We start from the raw sequence: 12957 nt of genomic DNA on the forward strand, positions 1-12957 counted from the left end.
CGGAATTCGGGGTCAAAATTCGGGATTTTTACCCCTCCCCTCCATTATAACCCCGCCGCGCAATTTTTGGCAACCCAATGCGGGGGATTGGGGGGAGGATTTCTGGGCAAACTCCCGGAGGCGCTCAGTGCTGCTGCTGTTGTGCGATCCGTACTTCCTCGCAGAGGAGTTGAGCGAGTTTGTCCGATGCGCCCGGTTGTCCTCGCACGGCGCGCAGGCGATCGCGCATTTGCGCTAATCTCTCGGGATGCGCTAAATATTCGAGCACCACCTGCGCCACCCGGTTCGGTTGCAAATGGCCCACCAACTCGGGAACGATTTGCTCGCCGGCCCAAATATTCGGCCATGCAAACAGTTTACCCTGTCGCAAGACCAAAGCGTTAATCCCTTTTGCCAATACGGACCCGACGAGGGGTAGATTGGCTAAAATCCCGGGCAAACCATCCCAAGCGCGCATGGCGTCTAACTGCTGTGTGGGGAGCAAAACGATCGCGGGAATGGCGAGGGAACCGAGTTCAGCGGTATTGGCCCCGACGGTGGTGAGACAGAGGGAACAGCGGGAAAGGCGATCGTAGGCCGGCGATCGCGTCCACAGTTGGACTTGCAACCCGCTGGGGGTCTGCAAAACTGGCAGGGAGTCTTCTACCTGTGTCAATTGAGCGTCGATACCTCCCATCACCGCAATCAGGGGATTGTGCTGTTTGTTGGCGAAACGGGCCAGGGTTTGTAAGTCTAAGGTGGGGGCGACGGGGATGGCGAAGCGGGTATCAGGTCGCAGGTTTTGGATGCTTTCGGCGATCGCCAAGCACAAAGGAACCCCTTGAGCGAGTTTCGCGGGTTTGGAACCGGGTAAAAGACCGATTAACGGCCCGGTAGAAGCGCCTTTTTCCGCCTGATTTTCCCGTTTTTCGGACAATTCTAAGGCAACATCGGCGATTAAATCTCCGACGACGGTAAACTTGCCATCGCCGATGGCACCGCGATGGATTTTTACCGCCGAATTCATCAGTGCAAAGCGATCGATCCAAGATTGCCAACGGGCCTCCCATTCGGCATAAACTAGGGTGCGATATCCCAATCGCTTGCCTAAAATGACGGTAAAAAATTGGTCGCCGCCGAGGAAGACAACCACGCCGTTTTTGTGCCAATGCCAATTTTGTGCCGTTTTACCCCACAGGAGAAAATTCCAAAAATGCTCGGGGTCTTGCACGCGGTCAATTTCGGGATAAGAACGGGCGATCGCTGCTTCTTTGCCCGTTGCATGGGGACAAGGGGACAACACCAGGGAGATGCGATACAATTGGCGATCGCGCAAGTCTCGACGCAAGGCACGCACTACCGGGCGCACCCAAGTCGCTAACTCGCCAGGAGCATTGGACAAAATTAAAATATCGATCGGTTGCATTCTCGAGATTGAATTTGAGGACCAAAGGTGGGAGGGCGATCGCGGGTCTGTGGGAAATTATAGCCTTTATCAGTCCTCTGGGATAAACTGGGTCGATTTGGGATGGGAATCCAAGGAATCCAGTGCCACTGTGGACTCCCACCGGGAAATGAAGACTCCGCTATCGGATGGGGGGTGGAAAATTATCCGCGCTCAATCACTTTAAGGCACTGGATTGTTGTATTTTAAATGACGTACAATCTTAAGCTTGAATCGAGAACCAATCGAGTCAACAGTAGATAGGGAGTTCAGGGGGTATGACAGAGTTAATCGATGCACTGAAAATCGGCGATCCGTCTCGCGTGCAAGGTGCGATCGCTGCCGGTGCGGATCTCGATCGCGAGGATTCGGAGGGGTTAATGGCGCTGAGTGTGGCGGCGGAAACGGGCAATCCGGATCTGGTGCAACTGTTACTGGATGCCGGCGCGGATGTCAATCGGGCAGATAAGGATGGATGGACCGCGTTGATGAGTGGGGCGGCGATCGGAAATCGGGCGATCGTGCAACAACTGATCGCGGCGGGGGCGGATGTGAATGCCAAAACTAACTTTGGTTTAACGCCGTTGATGGCGGCGGCGAGTAAGGGTCATGCGGAGGTGGTGGAAACCTTGCTGGAGAGTGGGGCGGATATTAAAGCAAAAGACGATAATAAATGGACCGCCTTTGTATGGGCATCTCAAGAAGGGCATGAAGCGGTAAAGGAGATTCTCAAAAAAGCCCGAGATGCGCGATCGCCCGGGTAAAGGGTGCGATCGCCCCCGACTCTTTGGTAATTTTAATCGAATTGTGGTGCATACAAATTGAGCAGCGTAGTGAGCCAAATAAACTATTCCATTGTTATCCCGATTTTCAACGAAGAATCGATTATACCGGAACTCTGGCAGCGTCTGACCCCAGTTATAGAGGCACTGGGGGGTTATACAGAAGTCATTTTTGTGGATGATGGCAGTGTGGATGCCTCCCTAACCCTGCTGACGGCGATCGCGCGCCAGTCTCCTCACGTGAAAGTTATCGCCCTTTCCAGAAATTTTGGCCATCAATGTGCCTTGTCGGCGGGTATCGATCGCGCCGAGGGACAAGCGGTGATTCTCATGGACGGAGATTTGCAAGACCCGCCCGAAGCGATTTTCCAGTTTGTGAGTGCCTGGAAACAAGGATATGATGTGGTGTATGCGATTCGCAAAAAACGCAAGGAAATGTGGCTCAAACGTCTGGCGTTTAAAAGTTTCTATCGCATACACGGCATTTTATCGGGAATTTTCGTTCCCTTGGATGCGGGGATTTTTTCTCTGATGGACCGCAAGGTGGTTCTCGCACTTCGCCAAATGCCGGAACGCCATAAATATATCAGCGGGTTGCGCGCTTATGCGGGATTTAAGCAAGTGGGGGTAATTGTAGAACGGGGCTATCGCTATCGCGGTAAACCCCGGATGACGCTGTTGAAGTTGTTTGAGCTAGCGTTGGATAGCATTTTTGCCTTTTCTACCATTCCCCTGCGATTGGCAACGTTTCTCGGATTTGCCTGCGCCACTTCTTCGTTTGCGATCGGAATTGTGGGATTATACTATAAATTAGTATTGGGTCGCGAGTTTCTATCCTGGGCGTTTGGCTTGACTACGACTTTCTTTATGGGAGGCGTGCAGCTTATTTTTTTGGGGATTATCGGCGAATACATCGGGCGGATTTATGATGAAGTCAAACAACGTCCTTACTATATTGTCAAACAACAGATTGGCTTTCACCATGATGCGAATTGCCTGGAAAAACTGGAAGTTGGCGAGTAATCAAAAAAAGCCAATAAAAGGCGGGGGATTGCAATCGCGCCTGGGCAAGCGAATTCGGCCTACGCGGACTCATTTTTGCTCGTTTTTAACACATGCTGGTCATGTCTCTGTGCAGCTAATGCCTCGCCACAATTGGTGGGAAAAATTACTGCTAAACTCTATTAGAACAGATTCAAAGTAACTATTTTATTGTCTTAAATAATGATTGATAAAATCGATAAACTCCAATCGGCAAGGATGCAAAAAATATTGGGTCAGGGAAAAGCGATCGCCGGTTTGATTTGCGCTATTTTGCCCGCCGTGATTGTCGCCATTCTCATTGCCCAGTATAGTATCAATGTCCCCTTTGCAGACCAATGGTTTAATGCGGGGGTAATTATCGATAAGTTTTCTAAAAGTACCTTATCATTTACGGATTTAATTGCCCAACATAATGAGAGTCGCAAGTTTTTTCCCCGACTGATATTTCTGGCGATCGCCTATCTGACGCGCTGGGATGTGCGCGTCGAAATGGCTGTCAGTCTGTTATTAGCTGTTGTGATTTCCGCCACTCTCTATCGCTTAAATCGAATTACCGTAGGTGGTTCTTTACCCCAAGCACTTTTTCTGACATTTATCGCTAATTTGCTAATTTTTGCGCCCATTCAATACGAAAATTGGTTGTGGGGAATTCAAGTGGTGGTTTTCCTTCCCATTGCTTGTTTGAGTGCTTGCATTGCAGTGGCGCATTCCCAACTCAGTCAGGTTGCTAAATTCGCAATTTCTACCGCGCTTTGCACCATCAGCACCTTTTCATTTGCGAATGGAATGCTGTTGTGGATTGTGGTGCTACCAGTGTTGGCATTTGCCCAATCTCCCCGGGAAATTATCCAGAAAAAAGGGTTAATCCTGGGATGGTTGGCATTTTTTGCGGCAAATGTAGGAGTGTATTTTTATCGGTATGTCAAACCAGACCATCACCCGACTTTTTCCTATGCCATCCAACATCCCGGGAAAACGGTTCATTTTTTTCTGGTGTTTCTAGGTACGCCGCTGGCACAAGTTAATCCCACTCACAGTATAATAGTAGCAACGGGGGTAGGATTGGCAATTTTGGTAATGTTAATTGGTGTGTGTGGTTATCTGGTAATTTGTCGCGATATGGCGTTGCTCGATCGCGCTAAGGGTTGGTTGGCAATTGCTGCGTATAGCGCCATGAGTGGGGCGATCGCTTCCGTGGGGCGGGTGGGATTTGGCATCGATGGTGCTTTAGCTTCTCGATATACCACTTTCTCGGTTTATTTGCTAGTGTCTCTGGTTCATTTAATGCCGATTGTCTGCACTCATTTTAACCGAAACGGCGCGTTTTTTCCCCGGAAATTATTTACCACCCGGGTGGTTGCTTCTGCGGTAACTGCACTGATGGGGTTGCATTTGCTCACGTCGCTTTATGCGATCGAACAGATGAGTGTGATGCGGCGCGATCGCCTGCAAGCAAAAGCTTGTTTGCTGTTAAGCGAGGCGATCGATAATCCCAAGTGCTTATTCCAGCAAGTGTTTCCGGTTCCCCTGGAGAGCTTTTCCCCGGCGAAACAAGAGAGAGTGAAAGCAAAACTCGATCGCATTATCACTCGACTCGACGAACTGGGATTTTTGGATGTAGGGTTAGTGAAAAGCAAGGATATCGGCAAAATTGCCGCCTCGCTTCCCGCTGGGGGGGATTATGGATGGTTGGATAATGTGGAATCGGTAGATAAAGGGGTATATCGCGCTTCCGGCTGGGCAATGTTACCGGAACGAAAAGAATCGGCGGATGCAGTGATTTTGACGTATAAAGATGAGAAGCAGCGATCGCTTGCATTTGCGATCGCCGACGTGAGGGTACAACGCCAAGATCTCGATCGACATCGACAACTAAGGGAACAAGGATGGTTGGGTTGGCAAACCGATTTTTCGGCTAGCGCCCTCCCTCCCGGACCCCTAACTATCCAGGCGTGGGCATTTGACGCCCTGACTGGAAACGCCTATCTCCTCAATGGCACCGGCCAATTGTAAAGAATTGTTGCAATTCCGTCACAGATGCCTACTAAAGCATTTCACTAAATATAACCTACCCATGCGGTTAGAAACCGGGAATCTTGCCGCAAATCTTTCCCAATGAACGAGGAATTAGATGCGCCCAACCCGGTTTCTTGTCTTCAGCAAATCTTGTGCAAGGTTTTGTATCCCCTGTCTGAAGAACTTGCACGATTCTCAATGCTCAACTTACCCGAGGAGAAACGTGCCATTATCCAAAGTCTCGATCGCCTGCAGAGTCGTCACCCCAGGCACGATCGCCACCAAATCGCCGGGATTTTGCAGGATACTCAAACTTCCATCGCTGACTTGCAATGTATAATCGGCGAGAGTACCGGCAAGCTGAATGCGATCGCGCCCCGCATCGAAGTTCTCGATTATCGCAAAATCTGCATTGTCGCCACCGAGGTACAAAGGTTGCGCCGTATCATTTGCCGGACTTCTGCCGGTGGCGAGTATAAAGGTATCGGTTCCGCTATCTCCGATTAAGGTATCGATTTCATTGTTTCCCAAACTGAGGGGTCGCACGTCTGTGCCATCGGTACCGGCGATCGCCGCTAAATCCACCCCCACAATCGTGGTATTTTGCCCAAACCCGGACACCACATCGTTTCCACTGGTTCCGCTAAACACCCCCACGCGCCCTTCAAATTGTCCGAATTGCTGATAGTGAGCGAATCCTGAACTCACATTGCCCGCGTTTACTGCTGCAGCAACATCGGTATTCACCGCCAAATAAATCGATTCATTAAACGCAAAACTCGTCCCATTTCCTCCACTGAGCAGAAATGTGCCATCATTAAAAATATCGGTGACTTGCAAATCCGTTACCCCCTGCACTACCGCGATTAAATCCCCGGTATTTGTGGAAATGATAAAATTGCCATTTCCGACTTCAAAGGTATATTCGCTGCGGTTCCCCGCCAGCAAAATCAAATCTTCGTTAACGTCAAAATTATTAATCTGAGCAAAATCATTGGTTCGATTGCCCACATAGAGCTTTTGCGCCGTTGGATTTAAAGGAGTAATTCCCAATCCCAGGGAAAACAAATCTTCTCCCGAACCGCCGATTAAGGTATCCACTTCTCCCACCCCCAAACTTCTCGGAACTCCATCAATGGAACCCAACCCCAAGGGGGTAATGTTATCGAATCCAATACCGATAATTCCAGTGGATTCGCCGAAGGCATTAATCACGTCATTTCCCGCAGTTCCGAAGAAGAAACCCGATCGCGTGGGTTCAAATTGCCCAAATCTTTCATAATGGGTTAAACCGGAACTGAGTACCCCTTCGGCTACCGCCGCCCTGATATCTGGATACAAGGCTAAATACGCTTGTTCGCTGAATCCTGCAGGAGTGGCGGGAGTTCCCCCACCCCCGCCGCCGCCAGAAGGAGCTCCGGGGCGATTCTCCGCTTCTCCAAAGGCGAGAAAGTGTTGCAAACCCGAGGCAAATACGCCAGAATTGACAGCGGAAGCTACATCGGGGTTAAGGGCTAAATAGGTGCCTTCGTTCCACTCTGGGGAAATGCTCACTCGCCCTTCTTGTTCGCCAAAGAAAATGAAGTGCTGCAACCCGGATGCGATCGCCCCGGAACTTACCGCCGCCGCTACATCGGGATTGTTACTTAAATATGCCGCTTCGTTATAAAATGGCGACCCTAGCACTCGTCCCTCTGACAGTCCCAATGCTTGAAAATGATTGAAACCGGAAGGTACTAAACCCGCATTTACTGCATTCTGCACGTCGGGGTAACTGTTCAGGTAAAAGGTTTCGTCAAAAATAGCAAAGCTCATGGTTTACTCCAAAATTGTTCTTTTTTTATTATAGGCTAATACTGGCTATTTTTTTTGCTTTTTATATTGATTTATTTCCATTTCCCCAGGGAGATAATAGGAATTTTTTTGGGAGTAAAATGTGAGTTATGGCAAAACATTAAACATAATAAAAGGGGGAGTGTTTCGCACTTTCCAGGAGGCGGAGCCTCGGGAAAGCCGTTCCCAGGCTGGAGCCTGGGAACGAGTTGGGGGGTGTGAGGTACAATGAAACGATACAAGGGGGGTCCGCACTTTCCAGGAGGCGGAGCCTCGGGAAAGCCGTTCCCAGGCTGGAGCCTGGGAACGAGTTGGGGGGTGTGAGATGAATCTGCGTAGGCGGACGAAGAAAAGCCCAGGCGCGATTTCAATCGCCCGCTTTGTTTATTGCCAATTGACAACTAGATACATAAAGACCGATCGCTGGCGAGGTGGATGTAGGGAAAGTGGGTGCAGCGATCGCCGCCTATTTCAAGTCAGCAACATTTTACAAACGGGTCTCATACACCAAAACGGGACAAGTGACAGATTCATAATATTAAATTATGTAAAGCAAAAAATGAGTGAATACTTTTATAAATTGTTAAAAAATGTAAATAAAAAGGGGGATTTTCTTATAAATTTGTTTCAGATTAGGGCGAAAAACGCCCAGAGATTGCCATTTTTTGGTAAAACCACAAGTATGGTTGCCAATCGATCGCTCATCCCCTAGCTCGTAGTCCCTAGGGTTGAGTGCCTAATTGCTGGACGCGCATCTATAAAGGAGAACAACTGCATGTTCACGAACGTGAAGCCCACCATCCGCCACATCACCCCAGAAGATCCGAAGGGGCGATCGGTGCTGAAGGTGGTGTATGTCGTATTAGAAGCCCAATACCAGAGTTCTCTATCGGCGGCAGTTCGCTCGATCAATCAAAACAACCCAGACTTAGCCATTGAAATTAGTGGGTATTTGATCGAGGAACTGCGAGACGAGGAGAACTACGAAGCATTGAAGCGCGACATTGCCACTGCCAACGTTTTCATTGCCTCCCTGATTTTCATCGAAGAGCTAGCCGAGAAAGTAGTTGCGGCGGTACAACCGCACCGCGATCGCCTGGATGTGGCGGTGGTTTTCCCCTCCATGCCAGAAGTCATGCGCCTGAACAAAATGGGGAGTTTTTCGATGGCGCAACTGGGTCAATCCAAGAGCGCGATCGCCCAATTCATGCGTAAGCGCAAAGAAAAATCCGGCAGTTCATTCCAAGACGGAATGCTCAAGCTGCTGCAAACCCTGCCGAAAGTCCTAAAATACCTGCCGATGGACAAAGCGCAGGATGCGCGTAACTTCATGCTCAGTTTCCAATACTGGCTTGGAGGGTCAGCGGAAAACCTAGAAAACTTCCTGCTGATGCTGGCGGAAAAATACGTATTCAAAGGCGATCGCCAGTTCCAATTCCAAGATCCAGTGGTGTATCCCGACATGGGAATCTGGCATCCCCTGGCCCCGAAAATGTTCGAGGATATCAAAGAGTACCTGAGCTGGTATAATAGCCGCTCCGATATTTCCGACGACCTGAAAGACCCTCTCGCCCCCTGCGTCGGGTTAGTGCTGCAGCGCACCCACCTCGTCACCGGCGACGACGCCCACTACGTAGCGATGGTGCAAGAACTCGAAGCCCTAGGCGCGCGGCCCATTCCCGTATTTGCTGGCGGATTGGACTTCTCCAAACCAGTGGATGCCTACTTCTGGGAAGTGGGAGCCAAAGGAGTCGAACCCCTGCCCTTAGTGGATACCGTAGTGTCCCTCACCGGATTTGCCTTAGTCGGCGGGCCGGCACGCCAAGACCATCCGAAAGCGATCGACTCCTTGAAGCGGTTAAATCGGCCCTATATGGTGGCTCTTCCCTTGGTGTTTCAAACCACCGAAGAATGGGAAGACAGCGACTTGGGACTGCACCCGATCCAAGTAGCACTGCAGATTGCCATTCCCGAACTCGACGGCGCGATCGAGCCGATTATCTTATCCGGGCGCGATGGCGCAACCGGGAAAGCGATCGCCCTGCAAGACCGCATCGAAGCCGTTGCTCAACGTGCCATCAAATGGGCCAGTCTGCGCCGCAAGCCAAAACTGGATAAAAAAATCGCCATTACCATTTTTAGCTTCCCCCCCGACAAAGGAAACGTGGGGACCGCTGCCTATTTAGATGTATTCGGCAGCATCTACGAAGTAGTTAAAGCCCTCAAAGGCAACGGCTACGATATTTCCGACTTGCCCGAGTCCCCCGAAAAGCTGATGGAGGAAGTCATCCACGACGCGCAAGCGCAATATGCCAGTCCCGAACTGAACATTGCCTATCGCATGTCCGTGGAAGAATACGAAAAACTCACCCCCTACTCCGAACGACTGCACGAAAACTGGGGACCGCCGCCGGGGAATCTCAACAGCGACGGGCAAAACCTGCTCGTGTACGGGAAACAATTCGGCAATCTGTTTATCGGCGTGCAGCCCACCTTCGGGTATGAAGGCGACCCAATGCGCTTGCTGTTCTCCCGTTCTGCCAGTCCGCATCACGGATTTGCCGCCTACTATACCTATTTAGAGCGGATTTGGGGAGCCGATGCCGTGCTGCACTTCGGCACCCACGGGTCGTTGGAATTTATGCCCGGGAAGCAAATGGGGATGTCCGGGGAATGCTATCCCGACAGCTTGATCGGCAAGATTCCCAACCTGTACTATTACGCGGCCAACAATCCCTCCGAGGCGACCATTGCCAAGCGGCGCTCTTATGCCGAAACCATCAGCTATCTCACCCCGCCGGCAGAGAATGCGGGATTATACAAAGGGTTGAACGAACTCAACGAGTTAGTCGGGTCGTATCAAAGCCTGAAAGACGGCGGGCGCGGGATTGCGATCGTGAATACGATTATCGAAAAATCCCGTCAGGTCAATTTAGATAAAGATATCGACCTGCCCGAGAAAGATGCAGCAGAACTCAGTGCCGAAGAGCGGGATACCGTGGTCGGCCAAGTATATCGCCGACTGATGGAAATCGAGTCGCGGTTGTTGCCCTGCGGACTGCACGTGATTGGCAAACCGCCCACAGCAGAAGAGGCGATCGCCACCCTAGTCAACATCGCCTCCCTCGATCGCGAAGAAGAAGAAATCCTCTCCCTCCCGCGCATCATCGCCAACAGCATCGGACGCAACATCGACGAGATCTATGCCAACAACGACAAAGGCATCCTCGAAGACGTGCAACAGCAGCAAGACATCGTAGAAGCCACTCGCGCCGCCGTTGCTGCCTTAGTCCAAGAACAAACCGATGCCGAAGGGCGGGTTTCCAAAGTCTCCAAACTCAACTTCTTCAACATGGGCAAAAAAGCCCCCTGGGTTGCCTCCCTGCACGATGCCGGCTATCCCAACGTAGACACCGAAGCCCTCAAGCCCTTATTCGAGTATCTCGAATTCTGCTTGCAGCAAGTCTGCGCCGATAACGAACTCGGTGCCTTACTCCGCGCCCTCGAAGGCGAATACGTCCTCCCCGGACCCGGCGGCGACCCCATCCGCAACCCGGATGTGTTGCCCACCGGCAAAAACATTCACGCCCTCGACCCCCAAGCCATCCCCACCGCCGCCGCCGTCAAAGCCGCCAAAGTGGTGGTAGACCGACTGCTCGATCGCCAGCGCATGGAAAATGGCGGACAATGGCCCGAAACCATCGCCTGCGTCCTCTGGGGCACTGACAACATCAAAACCTACGGCGAATCCCTCGCCCAAATCATGTGGATGGTCGGCGTCAAACCCGTCCCCGATGCCCTCGGTCGCGTCAACAAGTTAGAATTGATTCCCTTAGAGGAATTGGGACGCCCGCGCATCGACGTGGTGATTAACTGTTCCGGCGTCTTCCGCGACTTGTTCGTCAACCAAATGAACTTGTTAGATAAAGCGGTGAAAATGGCCGCCGAAGCTGACGAACCCTTGGAAATGAACTTCGTCCGCAAACACGCCATGAAACAGGCAGAAGACATGGGCATTAACCTCCGCCAAGCCGCCACCCGCGTCTTTTCCAATGCCTCCGGTTCCTATGCGGCAAACGTCAACTTAGCCGTGGAAAATAGCACCTGGGAAAGTGAGTCCGAGTTGCAGGAAATGTATCTCAAGCGCAAGTCCTTTGCGTTTAATTCCGATAACCCCGGCATGATGGAACAAGACCGCACCGTGTTCGAGTCGGCCCTGAAAACCGCAGATGCCACATTCCAGAATCTCGATTCCTCCGAAATCAGTCTCACGGATGTCTCGCACTATTTCGACTCCGACCCGACCAAAACTATCGCCAGTCTGCGCGAGGACGGCAAAACTCCTTCCTCCTATATCGCCGACACCACCACCGCTAACGCCCAAGTCCGCACCCTCTCCGAAACCGTCCGCTTGGATGCCCGCACGAAAATGCTCAATCCCAAGTGGTATGAGGGAATGCTCTCTCACGGGTACGAAGGTGTGCGCGAACTCTCCAAGCGTCTGGTCAATACTATCGGATGGTCCGCTACCGCCGGCGCGGTGGACAACTGGGTCTATGAAGACACCAACGAAACCTTTATCAAGGATGAGGCCATGCAGCAACGCCTGATGAACCTCAATCCCCACTCCTTCCGCAAAATGGTCACCAGTCTGCTGGAAGCCAACGGTCGCGGTTACTGGGAAACCAGCGAGGAAAACTTAGACCGCCTGCGCCAGTTGTATCAAGACGTAGAAGACCGCATTGAGGGAATAGAATAAGCCTAATTTCCCTCGTTCCCCCCAGGGGGGAACGCCCAACTTGTAGAGACGCGAGCGATCGCGTCTCTACCCCCTCCCCCGAACACCTAACCCAGAGCGTTTCCCATGATTGACGTGCGAAAGGCAGTCCTTGCCGCTCAAAACTATTTTGGTTCCCTGCAAGATTTGATGAGAAGTCCAAATGTCGGCGGCCAAATCGAGGATGTCAGGCTCGAAGAAGTCGAACTATCCGAGGATAAAAAGTTTTGGTTCATTACATTAGGATTTGATGTACTCAAACCCGCCTCTCAAAATACGTTGCTTTCTGAAATGATGCCCAACCGAGAGGAGAGGAATTATCGGGTTTTTAAAATTAATGCCGAAACCGGAGAGGTGGAATCCATGAAAATCAGACAGGTATGAGCAATTATATTACCCAATTGTTTGAAAGCTACAAACGGCAGGGAGTTTTAATCGATACAAATATTTTACTGCTATGGTGTGTAGGAACCGTCAATAAAAATCGCATTTCCAAATTTAACCGAACCGAACAATTTATTCCAGAAGATTATGAAATTCTCCTCAAGATTCTAGAGTATTTTGATAAAATCGTTACTTCCCCTAATATTTTAACAGAAGTCAATAGCCTCGTCAATCAAATTCGCGAACCAGAACGCTCTCAATGCTTGCAGATATTGGCTGCAGGAATGACGAACCTGGATGAATTTTATATTGAAAGTTCAACGATTGGCAGGGCAGATAAGTTTACTACATTTGGCTTGACCGATTGCGGAATTATCGAAGTCGCCCGAAATACATACCTAGTTCTCACAGACGATTTGAGATTAGCCAGTTATCTGGGTAACATCGGAATTGCTACAATTAATTTTAACCACATTCGCGTTTATGGATGGAAAGAATAGCGCGTCCGGAACAATAATAGCAAACCAGGATTACTCCGCGTCGGCCTCCTATAGCCCGTTCCGGGCATGGCTATGCGATAGGCTCGATCGGGCACGATTGTAATCCCCCGCTTTGATTACCCCCACCCCATTTTAATCGGAGAGCCACTGAATATGACTGCCATTACCTTCAACCTCAACCCCGTGGTTAAACTAACC

The 12957-nt window shown here is 50.7% G+C and carries 8 protein-coding genes; 6 read left to right on the forward strand and 2 right to left on the reverse strand.

Annotation, left to right across the window (positions count from 1 at the left end; all coding sequences use genetic code 11):
• Window positions 1-124: 124 nt before the first annotated feature.
• Window positions 125-1405 (reverse strand): lipid-A-disaccharide synthase, encoded by a 1281-nt coding sequence (locus LKK83_RS23965; RefSeq protein ID WP_324633922.1) that lies wholly within the window; start codon window positions 1403-1405, stop codon window positions 125-127.
• A 296-nt stretch (window positions 1406-1701) separates the two neighbouring features.
• On the opposite strand from LKK83_RS23965, the gene LKK83_RS23970 reads away from it, so the two are divergent.
• From LKK83_RS23970 to LKK83_RS23980, 3 genes are all read left to right on the forward strand, one after another.
• Window positions 1702-2187: an ankyrin repeat domain-containing protein gene (locus tag LKK83_RS23970; RefSeq protein ID WP_324633923.1), complete on the forward strand. Its 486-nt coding sequence runs from the start codon at window positions 1702-1704 to the stop codon at window positions 2185-2187.
• A gap of 69 nt (window positions 2188-2256) precedes the next feature.
• The gene (locus LKK83_RS23975; protein ID WP_324633924.1) at window positions 2257-3228 is read left to right on the forward strand and encodes a glycosyltransferase family 2 protein; all 972 of its coding nucleotides are present in this window, start codon (window positions 2257-2259) and stop codon (window positions 3226-3228) included.
• A gap of 201 nt (window positions 3229-3429) precedes the next feature.
• On the forward strand, window positions 3430-5262 hold the full coding sequence (locus tag LKK83_RS23980) for a hypothetical protein (RefSeq protein ID WP_324633926.1): 1833 nt from the start codon (window positions 3430-3432) through the stop codon (window positions 5260-5262).
• Window positions 5263-5472: 210 nt separating this feature from the next.
• On the opposite strand, the gene LKK83_RS23985 is transcribed toward LKK83_RS23980, so the two are convergent.
• Window positions 5473-7080, reverse strand: coding sequence for a hypothetical protein (locus LKK83_RS23985; RefSeq protein WP_324633927.1), 1608 nt, complete (start codon window positions 7078-7080; stop codon window positions 5473-5475).
• Between the two features lie 793 nt (window positions 7081-7873).
• Here LKK83_RS23985 and LKK83_RS23990 point away from each other — a divergent pair.
• The 3 genes from LKK83_RS23990 to LKK83_RS24000 all read left to right on the forward strand — a co-directional run bounded on the left by LKK83_RS23990 (window position 7874) and on the right by LKK83_RS24000 (window position 12759).
• Window positions 7874-11857, forward strand: a complete 3984-nt coding sequence (locus LKK83_RS23990; RefSeq protein WP_324633928.1) for a magnesium chelatase subunit H — start codon at window positions 7874-7876, stop codon at window positions 11855-11857.
• 105 nt (window positions 11858-11962) lie between these two features.
• On the forward strand, window positions 11963-12259 hold the full coding sequence (locus LKK83_RS23995; RefSeq protein WP_324633929.1) for a hypothetical protein: 297 nt from the start codon (window positions 11963-11965) through the stop codon (window positions 12257-12259).
• The gene (locus tag LKK83_RS24000; RefSeq protein ID WP_324633930.1) at window positions 12256-12759 is read left to right on the forward strand and encodes a PIN domain-containing protein; all 504 of its coding nucleotides are present in this window, start codon (window positions 12256-12258) and stop codon (window positions 12757-12759) included. The genes LKK83_RS23995 and LKK83_RS24000 overlap by 4 nt, the downstream gene beginning before the upstream one ends.
• Window positions 12760-12957: the final 198 nt, after the last annotated feature.

This window comes from Phormidium sp. CCY1219 (assembly GCF_035615515.1).
In the GTDB taxonomy this organism is placed as follows: Bacteria; Cyanobacteriota; Cyanobacteriia; order Cyanobacteriales; family Laspinemataceae; genus CCY1219.

Excerpts from the sequence above, each read along its gene's own strand:
- LKK83_RS23965 (WP_324633922.1), bottom strand. The coding sequence starts at position 1,405 with ATGCAACCGATCGATATTTTAATTTTGTCCAATGCTCCTGGCGAGTTA.
- LKK83_RS23970 (WP_324633923.1), top strand. The coding sequence starts at position 1,702 with ATGACAGAGTTAATCGATGCACTGAAAATCGGCGATCCGTCTCGCGTG.
- LKK83_RS23980 (WP_324633926.1), top strand. The coding sequence starts at position 3,430 with ATGATTGATAAAATCGATAAACTCCAATCGGCAAGGATGCAAAAAATA.
- LKK83_RS23985 (WP_324633927.1), bottom strand. The coding sequence starts at position 7,080 with ATGAGCTTTGCTATTTTTGACGAAACCTTTTACCTGAACAGTTACCCC.
- LKK83_RS23990 (WP_324633928.1), top strand. The coding sequence starts at position 7,874 with ATGTTCACGAACGTGAAGCCCACCATCCGCCACATCACCCCAGAAGAT.
- LKK83_RS23995 (WP_324633929.1), top strand. The coding sequence starts at position 11,963 with ATGATTGACGTGCGAAAGGCAGTCCTTGCCGCTCAAAACTATTTTGGT.
- LKK83_RS24000 (WP_324633930.1), top strand. The coding sequence starts at position 12,256 with ATGAGCAATTATATTACCCAATTGTTTGAAAGCTACAAACGGCAGGGA.